This is a genomic window from Streptomyces sp. NPDC048659 (assembly GCF_040650575.1).
GTDB lineage: Bacteria > Actinomycetota > Actinomycetes > Streptomycetales > Streptomycetaceae > Streptomyces.
Genome location: NZ_JBEZHM010000012.1, coordinates 83,250 through 96,153, shown reverse-complemented (window position 1 = coordinate 96,153; position 12,904 = coordinate 83,250). Strand labels below are relative to the sequence as shown.

Annotated in this window: 8 protein-coding genes; all 8 read left to right on the top strand. The window is 75.8% G+C overall.

Features of this window, described 5'->3' with window-relative positions:
- Positions 1 to 35 precede the first annotated feature (35 nt).
- The 8 genes from AB0C99_RS12405 to AB0C99_RS12370 all read left to right on the top strand — a co-directional run bounded on the left by AB0C99_RS12405 (position 36) and on the right by AB0C99_RS12370 (position 12,836).
- Positions 36 to 1,538: a 3' terminal RNA ribose 2'-O-methyltransferase Hen1 gene (locus tag AB0C99_RS12405; protein WP_362473389.1), complete on the top strand. Its 1,503-nt coding sequence runs from the start codon at positions 36 to 38 to the stop codon at positions 1,536 to 1,538.
- Positions 1,535 to 4,063 (top strand): polynucleotide kinase-phosphatase, encoded by a 2,529-nt coding sequence (locus tag AB0C99_RS12400; protein WP_362473387.1) that lies wholly within the window; start codon positions 1,535 to 1,537, stop codon positions 4,061 to 4,063. Before AB0C99_RS12405 ends, AB0C99_RS12400 begins: the two co-directional genes overlap by 4 nt.
- A gap of 380 nt (positions 4,064 to 4,443) precedes the next feature.
- Positions 4,444 to 5,169 (top strand): Crp/Fnr family transcriptional regulator, encoded by a 726-nt coding sequence (locus AB0C99_RS12395; protein WP_362473384.1) that lies wholly within the window; start codon positions 4,444 to 4,446, stop codon positions 5,167 to 5,169.
- An 85-nt stretch (positions 5,170 to 5,254) separates the two neighbouring features.
- The gene (locus tag AB0C99_RS12390; protein ID WP_362473381.1) at positions 5,255 to 6,148 is read left to right on the top strand and encodes a hypothetical protein; all 894 of its coding nucleotides are present in this window, start codon (positions 5,255 to 5,257) and stop codon (positions 6,146 to 6,148) included.
- The gene (locus AB0C99_RS12385; RefSeq protein WP_362473378.1) at positions 6,145 to 8,598 is read left to right on the top strand and encodes a hypothetical protein; all 2,454 of its coding nucleotides are present in this window, start codon (positions 6,145 to 6,147) and stop codon (positions 8,596 to 8,598) included. Before AB0C99_RS12390 ends, AB0C99_RS12385 begins: the two co-directional genes overlap by 4 nt.
- On the top strand, positions 8,595 to 9,821 hold the full coding sequence (locus AB0C99_RS12380; RefSeq protein WP_362473375.1) for a hypothetical protein: 1,227 nt from the start codon (positions 8,595 to 8,597) through the stop codon (positions 9,819 to 9,821). Before AB0C99_RS12385 ends, AB0C99_RS12380 begins: the two co-directional genes overlap by 4 nt.
- Positions 9,818 to 10,327, top strand: coding sequence for a Pycsar system effector family protein (locus tag AB0C99_RS12375; protein ID WP_362473372.1), 510 nt, complete (start codon positions 9,818 to 9,820; stop codon positions 10,325 to 10,327). Before AB0C99_RS12380 ends, AB0C99_RS12375 begins: the two co-directional genes overlap by 4 nt.
- Before the next feature lie 7 nt (positions 10,328 to 10,334).
- A complete protein-coding gene (locus AB0C99_RS12370) occupies positions 10,335 to 12,836 on the top strand; it encodes a vWA domain-containing protein (RefSeq protein ID WP_362473369.1) in 2,502 nt (833 codons plus the stop codon).
- The last annotated feature ends 68 nt before the right edge of the window (positions 12,837 to 12,904 follow it).

The following is a 12,904-nucleotide window of genomic DNA, read 5'->3' as shown; positions in this document are numbered from 1 at the left end:
GGTCGGCGCCGGGGACCGTGGTCATACTCGGACGGGTGTTCCTGACGATCAGTACCACCGGTACCCCTGAGCGCCCCGCGACCGATCTCGGCTTTCTGCTGCACAAGCATCCCGAGAAGGCGCAGGCGTTCTCGACCTCGCACGGCACCGCCCATGTGCTGTACCCCGAGGCGAGCGCCGAGCGGTGCACGGCGGCGCTCCTCCTGGAGGTCGACCCCGTGGCCCTCGTGCGCCGCGGCAGGGGCAAGGGCCGGGGCGGGGCGCCCGACACGGCGCTGGCGCAGTACGTGAACGACCGGCCCTACGCCGCGTCCTCGCTGCTCGCCGTCGCGCTCGCCCGGGTCTTCAAGACCGCCCTGCACGGTTCCTGCGCGGCCCTCCCGGAGCGCGCCGCCGAGCCGCTGCCGCTGCGGATCGAGATCCCCGCGCTCCCCGCCCGTGGCGGCGCCGCCCTGGTCACGCGCCTGTTCGGCCCGCTGGGCTGGGCGACGGTGACGGCCGAGCCGGTCGCGCTGGACCCGGAGTTCCCCGCCTGGGGCGACTCGCGCTACGTGCGGCTGGTCCTGGAGGGCGAGCTGCGGCTCGCCGACGCGCTGAACCAGCTCTACGTCCTGCTGCCGGTCCTCGACGACGCCAAGCACTACTGGGTCGCCCCCGACGAGGTGGACAAGCTGCTGCGCGCCGGTGACGGCTGGCTCGCCGGGCACCCGGAGCGGCAGCTGATCACCAGCCGCTACCTGGCGCGCCGCTGGGGGCTGACCCGCGCGGCGACCGAGCGGCTGGAGCTGACGCGGCTCGCCGAGGCGGACGGCCTGGAGGTCGAGGAAGTCGACAACGCCGTCGACGAGACCACCGACACCGAGGAGAGGCCGGTCCCGCTCGCCGAGCACCGGCGCGCCGCGATCCTGGCGGCCCTGCGCGCCGCCGACGCGGCCCGGGTCCTCGACCTGGGCTGCGGGCAGGGCCAGTTGGTGCAGGCGCTGCTCAAGGACGTGCGGTTCACCGAGATCGTCGGCGTGGACGTGTCCGCCCGCGCCCTGTCCGTCGCCGCGCGCCGGCTCCGCCTGGAGCGGATGGGCGAGCGGCAGGCGTCCCGGGTGAACCTGCTCCAGGGCTCGCTCACGTACACCGACAAGCGGCTGGCCGGCTATGACGCCGCCGTCCTCAGCGAGGTGATCGAGCACCTGGACCTGCCGCGCCTGCCCGCCCTGGAGTACGCGGTGTTCGGCTCCGCGCGCCCCCGGACGGTGATCGTGACGACGCCGAACGTCGAGTACAACGTGCGCTGGGAGTCGCTGCCCGCCGGGCACGTCCGGCACGGCGACCACCGCTTCGAATGGACCCGGGAGGAGTTCCGGGGCTGGGCGGCCGGTGTCGCGGGCGCGTTCGGCTACGAGGCCGCCTTCGTGCCCGTCGGACCCGACGACCCCGAGGTCGGCCCGCCGACCCAGATGGCCGTGTTCACCCGTACCGAGCCCGCCGCGGGACCCGCCGCCGCACCCCGTACCGACGACGCCTTGAAGGAGGCCCGCGCATGACCCGTACGCTTCCCGTCACCGATCTCTCCCTCGTCGTGCTCATCGGTGCCACCGGCTCCGGCAAGTCGACCTTCGCCCGGCGCCACTTCGAGCCGACCGAGATCGTCTCCTCCGACTTCTGCCGGGGGCTCGTCGCCGACGACGAGAACGACCAGAGCGCCAGCAAGGACGCCTTCGACGTCCTCCACTACATCGCCGGCAAGCGGCTCGCTGCCGGGCGGCTGACCGTCGTCGACGCCACCAGCGTGCAGCGCGAGGCGCGGCGGCAGCTCGTCGAGCTCGCCCGCGCGCACGACGTGCTGCCCATCGCGATCGTCCTCGACCTGCCCGAGGAGGTGTGCGCCGAGCGCAACGCCGCCCGCCCCGACCGGGCCGGGCTGCCCCGGCACGTCATCCAGCGGCACCGCCGCGAGCTGCGCCGTTCGCTGCGCGGGCTGGCCCGTGAGGGCTTCCGCAAGGTGCACGTGCTGCAGAGCGAGGCGGAGGTGGCGGAGGCCCAGGTCGTTCGGGAGAAGCGCTTCAACGACCTGCGCCACCTCACCGGCCCCTTCGACGTCATCGGTGACGTCCACGGCTGCCGCTCCGAGCTGGAGACCCTGCTCGGCAAGATCGGCTACGTGGACGGGCACCACCCCGAGGGCCGCACCGCAGTCTTCGTCGGCGACCTCGTCGACCGCGGCCCGGACAGCCCCGGCGTGCTGCGCCGGGTCATGGGCATGGTGGCCGCCGGGGACGCGCTGTGCGTGCCGGGCAACCACGAGAACAAGCTGGGCCGCTGGCTGCGGGGCCGCAAGGTGCGGGAGACGCACGGGCTCGCCGAGACGATCGAGCAGCTGGGGCGCGAGCCGGAGGAGTTCCGCGCCGAGGTGTCGGCCTTCATCGACGGGCTGGTCAGCCACTACGTCCTCGACGAGGGCCGGCTGGTGGTCTGCCACGCGGGGCTGCCCGAGAAGTACCACGGGCGCACCTCGGGCCGGGTCCGCTCGCACGCCCTGTACGGGGACACGACCGGCGAGACCGACGAGTTCGGCCTGCCGGTGCGCTACCCGTGGGCGGAGGAGTACCGGGGCAGGGCGACCGTCGTCTACGGGCACACGCCCGTCCCGGACACCTCCTGGATCAACAACACCATCTGCCTCGACACCGGGGCCGTGTTCGGCGGGCGGATGACCGCGCTGCGCTGGCCCGAGCGCGAGCTCGTCGACGTACCGGCCGAGCGGGTCTGGTACGAGCCGGCCCGGCCGCTCGTCGCCGACGCGCCCGGCGGGCACGAGGGCCGCCCGCTGGACCTGGCCGACGTGCACGGGCGCCGGACCGTGGAGACCCGCTGGTCCGGCAACGTCGCCGTGCGCGAGGAGAACGCGGCGGCGGCGCTGGAGGTGATGAGCCGCTTCGCCGTCGATCCCCGGCTGCTGGCGTACCTGCCGCCGACGATGGCGCCGACCGCGACCTCGCGGCAGGAGGGCTACCTGGAGCACCCGGCCGAGGCGTTCGCGCAGTACGCCGCCGCCGGGGTCGGCACGGTCGTGTGCGAGGAGAAGCACATGGGCTCGCGGGCCGTGGCGCTGGTCTGCCGGGACGCCGGGGCGGCCCGGGAGCGGTTCGGCGTGGACGGGCCGACCGGCGCCCTGCACACCCGTACCGGACGCCCGTTCTTCGACGACCCGGAGACGACCGAGCTGGTCCTCGCGCGGCTGCGGGAGGCGGTCGGCGCCGCCGGGCTGTGGGACGAGCTCGACACGGACTGGCTGCTGCTGGACGGCGAGCTGATGCCGTGGTCGCTGAAGTCGGCGGGGCTGCTGCGCAGTCAGTACGCGGCCGTCGGCGCCGCCTCCCGCACGGTCTTCCCGGACGTGCTGGGCGCGCTGGAACGGGCCGCCGGGCGCGGGGTGGCCGGGCTCGACGCGCTGCTGGAGCGGCAGCGGGGGCGGGCGGCGGACGCGGCGGCGTTCACCGAGGCGTACCGGCGCTACTGCTGGCCGACCGAGGGCCTGGAGGGCGTGCGCTTCGCCCCGTTCCAGGTGCTCGCCGCGCGCGGGCGCTCGCTGGCCGGGATGCCGCACGACGAGCAGCTCGGCCTGCTGGACCGGCTGGTGGAGCACGACCCGAGCGGGCTGCTCCAGGCCACCCGCCGGCTCGTCGTCGACCCGTCCGACGAGGACTCGGTGCGGGCCGGGGTGGACTGGTGGCTGGAGCTGACCGGCGCGGGCGGCGAGGGCATGGTCGTGAAGCCGCTCGCCGCCCTGGTCCGGGACGCCGGCGGGCGGCTCGTACAGCCGGGTGTGAAGGTGCGCGGCCGGGAGTACCTGCGGATCGTGTACGGCCCCGAGTACACCCGTCCGGAGAACCTGGCGCGGCTGCGGGAGCGTTTCCTCGGCCACAAGCGCTCCCTCGCGCTGCGGGAGTACGCGCTCGGCCTGGAGGCCCTCGACCGGCTGGCCGACGGGGAGCCGCTGTGGCGGGTGCACGAGGCCGTCTTCGCGGTCCTGGCGCTGGAGTCGGAGCCGGTCGATCCGCGGCTGTGACCGGCCGCGACCTGTCGCACATACGGCCTTTCTTCGGCTGTGTGTGCGACGGGAACGCGCCGGGCGCCCCGCGCACCGCGCGCCCGCTTCCCCGGGTGTGAGCCCGCCGTACACGCGCCCGTGACCTCGGCGCCCGCCGTACGACGGGCCCGCCGGGGCGGCCTCGCGGCCGGGGGGTGACAGGGGGCGCAAGGGTGCCGAAAACGGCGCTCCCTTGCGCCCCCGGTGTTCGTCGCCGAGCGCGTTGACGCGATTCTCGGCCAGCCTCTAGCGTTCTCAGCCCACGGCGTGACACAGCGTCAGCACTGTGACTCTGGTTGTCCCTTGGTGTGGGGAACGAGCACGCGAGCGAGCAAGTCGTGCGGGGGTGTGAGCGAGAGTTGAGTCTTTTCGGCCAGGACCGCTCCTTCCTCCACGCGCTTCCCGCGTCCGACCGCCGCGACCTGCTCGCCGAGGGCGCCCCGCGCTCCTACGAGCCGGGCGAGATCATGATCCGCGAGCGGGACACCTCCGCGTACGTCCTGGCCCTGCTCTCCGGCTGGGCGGTCGTCTCCGTCGGCACCGAGCGCGGCGCCCGGCTCATCCTGGCGCTGCGCGGCGCCGGCGAGGTCGTCGGCGACCTGGCCGCCGTCGACCAGGGCCCGCGCTCGGCCACCGTCACCGCGCTCGGCCGCGTCGAGGCCGTCGCCATCTCCGGCGACCGCTTCCGGCGCTTCCTCGCCGCCCGCCCGCACGCCACCTCGCTCATCATGCGCCAGCTCGCCACCCGGCTGCGCAGCGCCGACGTCGAGCGCCGCTCGCTCGCCTCCGAGACCGTCCTGCGCCGGCTCGCCGCCCGCCTGGTCGAACTCGCCGAGCGCGCGGGCCGCCGGGCCGAGGCCGGCACCGTCCTCGAACTCCCACTGCCCCAGCATGATCTGGCGGCGGCCATCGGAGCCACCCGCGAAGCCGTCGCCAAGGCGCTGCGGCTGCTGCGCGAGCAAGGGGTCGTCGACACCGCCCACCGCACCGTGGTCGTCGTCGACATGCCCCTGCTGGTCCTCCTCGCGCAGGGGCGCGCACGCCCCGGCGCGGACTCCTCCGATAAATCACCCCCGGCTGTGTAAACCGCTACATCGCTCTCGCGCGCCGACCGCCAGGCTTGTCACGTCACCACCTCACCGCCACGGAACCACGTCACGAGGAGTCCGAGTGAGCAGTACGGGAGCGAGCGCGGGAGCCATCCACCGGCTCGTCGTCTTCGGGGACGTCGTCGGCTCCGGACGCCTCGGCATGGACGAGAAGCGGCTGACCAGGGCCGCCATGTACGAGGCGTTCGGCGAGGCGTACGCCTCCGTCGGCATCGAGCCGGGCACCGTCCACCAGGAGGACCGCGGCGACGGCATCCTCGCCGCGCTGCGCCCGGACGTGCCGCCGACCCTCATGGTCGGCCGCTGGATCGACACCCTGTACGAGAGCCTGCGCGAGCACAACAAGGGCCGCCGCGCGCCGCTGCGGATGCGCGTCGGCATGAACGCGGGCCTCGTCCTCGACGACGGACGCGGGCTCGTCGGCCGGGCCGTGGACCTCGCCTGCCGGCTCTGCGACAGCGCCCGCGCGAAGCAGATCATGACGGACGCGCCGGACGTGGACCTGCTGATCGTGGTCTCCGACTGGCTCTACCGGAACGTGGTCGTCGAGGGCGGGCGTTACGTGGAGCCCGCGCACTACCGGCGGGCGCCCGTGGTCGCCAAGGAGACCGACGAGGACGCCTGGTTCCACGTACCCCGTCGGCCGTCGCCGCCGCTGGGACCGGAGGGGGCGGAGTGGCCCGGGGGACCGGAGGGGCCGGACGTGCCGGTCGCGCATGTCGGGTCCGCCGGGTCCGCCGGGTCCGGTCGCTCCGGCGGGCCGGGGGATCCGGAGGGTGACACACAGACCGGCGGTGGGCCGTCGCGGGGGGACGGCTCACCGCCTCGAAAGCCGCGCGTGGGCGGCGGGGACCGCACGTTCACGGCGGGCCGGGACATGCAGATCGTCGAGGCGGGCACCATCCACGGCGGCGTGACCGGCTTCGGCGGCAAGGGCAAGGGGGACCGGGCGTGAGCGACGACGACTTCGACCGCGGCGGCGCTGGCGCCGACGGCCCGGGCGGGCCGCCCGGGGGCGGCGACCGGGGTGACCGGGGCGACCGAGGGGACCGGGGGGAGCGAGGGGAGCGAGGGGACCGGAGCGACCGGGGGAACCGGGGCGACCGGGGTGACCGCGGCGACCGGAGTGACCGCGGCGACCGGAGTGACCGCGGCGACCGGGGTGACCGGGCCGAGGGCTCCGACAAGGGCTCCGACGGTCCCGCCGAGCAGCCGCAGGCCAAGGCGTTCGAGAATGCCGCCCGCGGCTATCGCGGCGGCTCCGGCACCGGCGGCGCCGCCACCGCCGCCTCCGCGCGCCGCACCCTCGTGCGGGAGCCGGGCGACCGGCACACCTTCATCGGCCGCGACGCCACCATCCACGAGGGCGACTCCCACTACAGCATCTCGCTCGGCGCGCGCCCCCACTTCGTCCGGGGCGCCGTCCCGCGCGACACCCTCGACCACCTCGACGCCGTGTACTGCGAGACCGCCGGCTACCAGCGCATGAAGGACCGGCTGCGCGGCAACCGCGTCCTGGTGCTCTGCGGAGAGCCCGGCAGCGGGCGCGAGGCCACCGCGCTCGCGCTGCTCGCCGAGGTCGCCAAGGGCCGGGTCTTCCGGCTCGACCCCCGGCACGGCGTCGACGAGATCACCACCGAGAACCTCGAATCCGGCGCCGGCCACCTCATCGAGCTGCTCGCCGAGGACGAGCGCACCGAGAGCGAGCCCCGGCACTCCCGCGGCGAGCGCACCGACCCCGCCGAGCGGCCCGCCGTCCGCGTCTCCGAACTGCACCTGGACCGCTTCGCCGGACTGCTGGACGAGGCCGACGCCTACGGCGTGCTCGTCGTCGGCGGCGGCGACCTCGCCGAGCGGCTGCTGCGCGGACGGTACGGCGTGTTCCACGCCCCGCCGCCCGCCGACGAGGTGCTCCACCGGCACCTGAGGCTGCTGCTGCGCGGCGAGTCCGAGGAGGCCACCGCCGCCGCGCGGGCCCTCGCCGCCCGCGCGGACGTGGTCGCCGCCCTCGGCCTGGAGGAGCTCCGCCCCCGCGAGGCCGCCCGGCTCGCCGACCTCCTCGCCCGCCACCGACGCGGCGGGCTGACCGACGAGCTGCTCCTGGAGGACTGCGCCGCGTTCGTACGGGCCCAGGCGCGCGAGTGGTTCGCGGGCGCCGACCGGCCCGGCACCCTGCCCGAGGCGCTGCCCGTCCTCAACGCCACCGCCTTCCGGATCGCCGTGGCCGTCTTCAACGGCTCCGCGTACAGCATCGCCGCCGAGGCGGCCGAGCTCCTCGCCTGGGAGCTCGCCGTCACCCTCGACCCCGGACGCCCCGCCGGACGGCGCCTGTTCGGCACCCACGCCGAGCACCGCCCGGTCCTCGCCCGCGCCGTCCTGGAGGACACCGAGCTCGACCTCGGCCCCGCGAAGGTGCCCGCGCGCTCGGTGCGCTTCCAGGGCGACGCCCTCGCCACCGCCGTCCTCGCCGAGGTCTGGCACGGCCACCACAACGTGCGCGGCCCGATCGCCCGCTGGCTGCGCGCCCTGTGCGACGACGAGCGGCCCGAGGTCTGGGTCCGCGCCTCCATCGCCGCGGGTGTGCTCTGCTCCTGGGACTGGATCCACGGCTACGGGGAGCTCGTCGCCCCGCTCGCGGTCCGCGACGAGCCGGTCGCCCGGATGGCCGCCGCGACCGCGCTCGCCGAGGCGGCCCGCGACCCCCTGGTCCGGCCCGCCGTCGCCGCCACCGTCAAGGAGTGGGCCGCCTCCGACGCGCCCGCGCTCGTGGAGAGCGCCCTGCTCACCCACGGCTACGCGCTGGCCGCCGGCGGTGTCGACCGCTCGCTCGACGCCCTCGCCCAGGTCGTCAGGGACCACGACGCCGACGACGTCGAACTACTGGGCCCCGCCACCTTCAGCGTCGCTCGGCTGCTCGCCTCCGGCGATCCCGAACCCGTGCTGCGCCGCCTGGCGCGCTGGCTCGACGACGGGCGCATGAACCTCGCCAACCTCGTGCACATCACTCTGATCACGGCCCTCACCACCCGCACCACCCACCTGTGGGGCCTGCGTGACGTGCCCGAACTCGACGCGCACGCGAGCCGCCCCCTCCTCGTCGCGCTGCTCGCCACCCGGCCCGGGCTCACGTCCGCGCTCGGCGCGCTGCTGCTCCGCACCCTGAACACCGCGCGCGCCGCCGAGGCCGCGCTGGACGGCCTCGGCGGACTGCTGCGCCGGGCCGCGAAGGACGAGACGGCCCTCGGGCTCGTCTGCGGCCTGCTGCCGCTGCTCGCGGTGGAGCGCCGCGACCGTGACCGGCTCCGCGGCCTGCTGAACGAGCTGGTACGGGACCGGGACCGACCCCTGGACAAGAGCGCGGCGCGCCGCATGTGGGACGCCGTCGCGGAAGGAGCCGAGCGATGACCGGAGCCGACCAGGGCGGAGCCCGGGGCGCCGACAAGCCGCTGGGGCCGCTGGGGCCGCTGGGGCCGCTGATCCGCGAGATCGCGCCCCCATACCGGCGCACCAGCGGCCTCATCGCCGCCGTGCTGCTCTACCGCAACGGCGGCCACCGGATCGTCTGGCCCGACCGGAACGAGGACAACGACAAGCCCCTGCTGCGCGCCCCGTACACGGTCTTCGAGGTGCAGCTCGGGCAGAACGTCACGGAGTTCTCGCTCAAGCTCCCGGCCGCCGGGGACGGGGCCTCGTTCAACGCCCGGGTCCGGGTCAAGTGGACGGTCGAGGACCCGTACCGGGTGGTGAAGGAACAGGTGTGGAACGTGGCGGAGCTCCTCCACGACGACCTGCTCGACGGGCTCCGCTCGCTCTCCCGCCGCTTCCGCCTCACCGAGGCCCAGCGGGCCGACGAGGCCGTGCGCGACGAGCTGAGCACCGGCCGGCTCGTCCTCGGCCGCGAGATCGGGCTGCGCACGCAGGTGTACGTGTTCTTCGACCTGGACGAGCAGGTCCGCGAGGAGATCGCCCGCGCCGACAAGGTCGAGGTGACCGTCCGGGCCGACGCCCGGGAGGCCGAGGCGGAGCTGCGCCGGGAGGAGTGGGAGCGGAAGAAGATCATGGCCCGCGCCGCCGACCTGGAGGACATGTTCCGGCGCGGCGACCTCGCCCAGATCGCCCACCACATGGCCAAGAACCCGGACCACGAGTGGGAGATCCGCACCCAGCTCACGCGGGAGAAGCGCGAGGGCCAGGCCGACCTGCTGGAGGTGTTCAAGCGGCTGCTCGACTCCGGCGTGCTCGAACGGCACGAGATCGACGAGCAGGCGTTCCAGATCCTCCAGCACCTGCGCGGCAGCACGGGGGCCGTCATCGGCGGCGTCGCCGACCGGGTCCTCGACTCCGCCCGGGGCCCCGGCCGCCGGGCCCTGGAGGCGGCGGCGGACCCGGAGCCGACCGCGCCCCACTGGGACGACGAGGAGTCGCCGGGCGCTCCGGCGGACCCGCGCGTCTACGAACCGACCCGGGTCCAGGCGTCGTTCGAGCGGGACGGGGACGGGGACGGGGGCAGGGACGGGTACGCCCCCGAGGCCGACCGGCCCGGCCCCGGCTCGTCGGGCTCGTCCGGCTCCTCCGGTGCCCCCGGCTCGCGGCGGAGCGCGGACTTCGACGACTGGGACGACGAATGACCACCGCCGACCCGCCGGGCGCGGGGACCGCCCCCGCGCCCGCGCCCCCCGAACTGCGGGACATGGCCGAGCAGTTGCTGACCACCGTCCGCGAAGACATCGGCCGGGCCGACACCAAGGCGGCGATCCTGCTGTCCGGTGCCCTCGCCTTCCTCGCGGTCGTCTTCTCCCGCGACCAGGGCCCGCTGCCCGGCGGCCCCGGGCTCGTCCTGCTGGGCGTCGCCGGACTGCTGTGGACCCTCGGCGTCCTGATGCTGGTCTCGGTCGTCCTGCCGCGCACCCGGTTCGGCGCCGAGCGCACCCTGCTGCGCGAGCTCACGGCCGGCACCACCGCCGGTGACCTGCGGGCCCGCCTGGAGGGCTCCGCCACGGACGCCACCGGCTGGCTCCTCGAACAGGCGAGCGTCCACGGGGTGGTGCTCGCCGCCAAGTACCGATGGCTACGGCTCGGCGTCGCGTCCCTCGTGCTCGGCGCCGTCCTGGCCCTCCTCAGCGAACTGTGGTGAGTTGACCATGCAGTGGAGACACCCGAGGGGCGCCCTGCTCCTCGCCGGGGCGCTGCTCGCCCTGTCCGGCCCGTTCGGCGGCCCCGCCGCCGCGGCACCGGCCGAGGCCGCGTCCCGTACCCCGGCCGTCGGGACCGAAGGGACCGCCGGGACCGCTGGGACCGCCGACCCGGGCGAGGGGCCCGATCCCATCGACTTCGCCGTCGTCGTGGACCAGTCGCGCAGCCTCGCCGACAAGGACCTGGTCCGCGAGACCGAGGCCGCCGCGGCACTCACCCAGGGCGAGATCTCCGACCGGTCCCGCGCCATCGTGCTGGGCTTCAGCAGCGCCGAGAAGACCGGGCAGGCGGCGGTCCGCGACATCTGCCCGCTCCTCCCCGTCGACGAGGCCGGCCGCCGCAGGCTCAGCGACTGCGTCCAGGACCTGACCCGGCGCGACGAGGCCCGGATGGGCCCCGGCACGGATTTCCCCGCGGCGATCGGACAGGCCGTCAGCCGGCTCACCTCGGGCGCCGCGCCGAGCACCGCGAGGACACCGGGGGCGCCCGCCACGCCCAAGGTGGTCTTCCTGCTCACCGACGGGAAGCTGGACGTCGGCGACAGCCCCGAATACGGCACCGACCCGGCCGCCCGCCAGGCCAACGGGGCCAAGCGGCTCGACGAGGAGCTGGCCAAGGCCCGGGAGGCGGGCGTGCAGATCTGGCCGCTCGGCTTCGGCACCGGGATCGACGAGGGCGCGCTGACCGCCATGGCCGAGGGCGGCTACCGGGGCGCCTGCTCCGACGTGCCCGGCTCCACGCCCCGGATGCGGGTGGCCGGCACCTCCGCCGAGCTCGACGCGGTGCTCCAGGAGACCTTCGCCGCCGCCCGCTGCGCCCGGATCGAGCACGGCACCGTCGGCAAGCCGCCCGCCGACCTGTACGTCACCATCCCGCCGATCGCCACCGACGGCTCGCTCACCGTCAGCAAGCACGACCCGAAGGTGCGCGTCACCTACTACGACCCGGCCGGCCGCAAGGTGCCCACGCACGGCGCCTTCGACGACTCCACCTTCGAGGTCAGCGGCGAGGACGGGCCCGTGGAGGCGCTGCGGGTGCGCAATCCGCTGCCGGGCCGCTGGCGGGTCCGGATCGAGGCGCCCGAGGGCCACCGCGACCGGGAGGTCGCCGTCCGGGCCATCTGGCAGGGCCGGCTGCGGTCCGTGCTCACCCTGGACCCGGCCTCGCCCCGCGCGGGCGAGCGGGCCGTGGTCGAGGTGCGGATGCAGACCAGGCGCGGGGTCGTCGTCACCGACCCCGGGCAGCTGGCCGGGGTCGGCGTCACCGTCGAGCTGAGCGGTACGGGCTTCGCCCCGGTCACCGCCCGCCTCGCCGACGACGGGAAGGCCCCGGACCGCCGGGCGGGGGACGTCCGGTTCACGGGCCCGCTCACCGTCCCGGCCGGCGCGTCCGGCGCGCTGAAGCTGGTCGCCCGGATGTCCGCGCCGGGTGTCACCTCCGACCGGCTCCCGCTGTACACGGTGACGACCGTCGGCACCCCCGAGGTCACCGCGGGGCTCTCCGTCGACCGGGTCACGGTGTACCCGGGCGGCACGGTCCGCGGCACCCTCTCCGTCACCAACAACGGCACCGGACCGCACACCCTGCGGATCGGCCTCACGGACGGGACGGGAGCCTCCGCCTCCGCCCCGGCCACCGCCCCCGGCTCCGCCCCGGCCCCCGGCTCCGGCTCCGGCGGCCTGGCGGTCACCCCGGCCACCGTGGTCGCCGCCCCCGGCACCCGTACGACCGTGCCGTTCACCGTCACCGTCGGCAAGGGCACCCCGCTCGGCGAGCTCGGCGGCCAGGTAGCCGTCGTGGACACCGCCGCCCCCGACCGGCCGCTCGACACCGCCTTCCTCGACGTCCGCGTCGAGGCCCCGCCCACCTGGTGGGAGCGGTGGTGGCCGTGGGTCGTGGGCGGCGCCGCCCTGCTCGCCGCGGCCGGGGCCGTCGTCGGCGTCCGGCTCGCCGCCCGGAGCCGGCGCCGGGTCCTCGCCGGCACCCGGCTCGAACTGCGGCGGGACGGCCGGACCCTGGACACCCTCACCATCCGGGCCGGCCAGAGCGCGGGCGGCGAGTTCCCGTTCGCCGTCGAGGCGGTACGGGGCGCCGCGCCCACCCTGCGCCGGGCCCGCGGCGGCGCCGCCGCCCACCGGCTGCGCAGGACCGGCACCGGCGAGCTGCTGCTGCGCCTCCACGGGGGCCGCGAGGAGCCCGTACGGCCGGGGGAGGCGGTCGCCGTCGAGGACTGCGAGCTCCTCGTGCGCGGCGCCCCCGGCGCCCGCGCCACCCCCCGTACCGGCGGCTTCGGCATCCCCTGGCTCCGCCCCCGCCCCCGCCCCGACGCCCCTGGCACCGGACCCGGATCCGGACCCGGATCCGGCCCCGGACACGGACACGGACCCGGACGGGGACCCGACACCGACGGCGGCACCGACACGAGAGGCGCCTGGAACGGGGACTTCTGACCCCGCCCGGCACGCGACACCCCCAACGACCGAACCACGGGGTCCTCAGGGTCCCCAGGGTCCTCCAG